Annotated in this window: 2 protein-coding genes; both read right to left on the bottom strand. The window is 61.4% G+C overall.

What is annotated here, in order from left to right; genetic code table 11:
- Nucleotides 1-17 precede the first annotated feature (17 nt).
- Nucleotides 18-254, bottom strand: coding sequence for a hypothetical protein (locus NKI97_RS35330; protein ID WP_352838602.1), 237 nt, complete (start codon nt 252-254; stop codon nt 18-20).
- Nucleotides 255-460: 206 nt separating this feature from the next.
- Nucleotides 461-1,468 carry an ABC transporter substrate-binding protein gene (locus NKI97_RS35325; RefSeq protein ID WP_352838601.1) on the bottom strand — a complete coding sequence of 336 codons (1,008 nt, stop codon included), beginning with the start codon at nt 1,466-1,468 and terminating at the stop codon, nt 461-463.
- Nucleotides 1,469-1,592: the final 124 nt, after the last annotated feature.

The raw sequence follows: 1,592 nt of genomic DNA, 5'->3' as shown, positions 1-1,592 counted from the left end.
AGGAGGTCGCGTCGACCTTAATCAAGACGCTTCGGTGCGAGTGGATCCACGGCTTCATCGCCGACTTCTTCAACACTATCCACCCGAACCGGTCTTCCGATTTTGGCCGGCGCCCAATTTGCGTTGGTTGCGAGCGCAAAACTTACTCCGCCAAACGCGAGCGCCTCGCTGTCAGGGAGACTGTTTGCGCTGTCGCGAATGGCCAGTTCGAGTTTACTTGCTTCCGTTCGAGTGATCGACATGAAGATCTGCATCAGGTCAGTGCTCGTCCATGCAAGCTGGGCATCTAAGGCCCGCTTCTGGCATTCCAAGACTCGAAGCTGCCAGTCACCGGCCCCAGTTGAACCCTTAGGGCGATCGGACTGGATGCGCCTCATGTCGGCCGTTGCGGACGCCTTTGCCACCGCCCAAAATGCAGACATCGCCGGCAACGAGGTGGAACAACCGCTCCCGCCGCCTATTAGGTCTTCAGCTCGCGCTTGAGTTCGTTGAGGAAGCGCCAGTCCGTACCTTTCGCGATAATCCTGTCGGGTGCGGAGCCGATCAAACCGATTTCCTTCAGACGCAGCGCATAGAAGCGGACGGTATCAGTGGAATCGTAGTCCCGCCATTCCCGGTAGGGCAACTCGCTGATCGCTGCGAACGCATCATTGTAGTGGCTGGCGAACCCGCCCGCCACCAAGCGCTCGGCAACCAAGGCCGGCGCAGCGGTGCATAGATCCGCAGCCTTGAGGATGGCGCGCAGCACACGCTTGGTAGCAACCGGATGCGCGGCCACAAAATCGCTGTTGCCGGACAGCATGCAGCAGAAATATTGTGACCAAGGTCGGTCCACAGTGCTGTTGACGATCACGTGCCCGACCTTGTTGCGCCGCAATTCCTGCGGGTCCGGCGGAAAGCCCAGGAACGCATCGATGTCGCCCCGCGCGAACAGCTCCTTGGGCTTGACCGCCGGGTCCACCACCCAGTTGATGTCGCGCGCCGGATCGAGCCCGACATAGGCCGCGATGCTGGCGAGGAACAGATGCGGCCCCGAACCGAGCCCCTGGACGCCGACGTTCCGGCCTTTCAGATCGACGACGCTGTCGATCCCGCGCTTGGCAAACAGCTCGAAGCAACCGGGATGGATGCCGCCGAGCAGAGTGAGCCGCGCACCGGAGTCCAAGGCGACGATCGAATTTGTCACGAAGTTGAGGCTAAAGTCGATCTCGCCATTCGCCACCGCGGAGGCCGTGGCCGCACCGGGGCCTGCGGCGACATAGGCAACCTCGGTGAAGCCCTCAGCGCGCAGCAGATCCTCTGCAACATACTGTGGCGCCACGCAGATGCTAGGGATCTTGGCCAAGCGAATGCGTGTGGTCTCCGGCGCTGGCTCGGCAAGAACTCGAGTTGGAGCGCCGACGAGGCTTGCGGTGCCGGCAGCCGTCAGGCCGGCCAGGAAGCGCCTGCGGCTCTGGATGATTTGCATGTCTACGTCTCCCCTCGAGACAGATGGGATCAGGTTTTTAGCTCACGCTTCAACTCGTCGAGGAAGTGCCAGTCCGTTCCGTTGGCGATGATCTGTTGCGGGCTCGATTTGATCATGCCCGTCT

The organism is Mesorhizobium sp. M0296 (genome assembly GCF_040321675.1).
GTDB lineage: Bacteria > Pseudomonadota > Alphaproteobacteria > Rhizobiales > Rhizobiaceae > Mesorhizobium.
The sequence above is the reverse complement of the archived record's forward strand: the minus strand, read 5'-3'. Positions and strand labels throughout refer to the sequence as shown.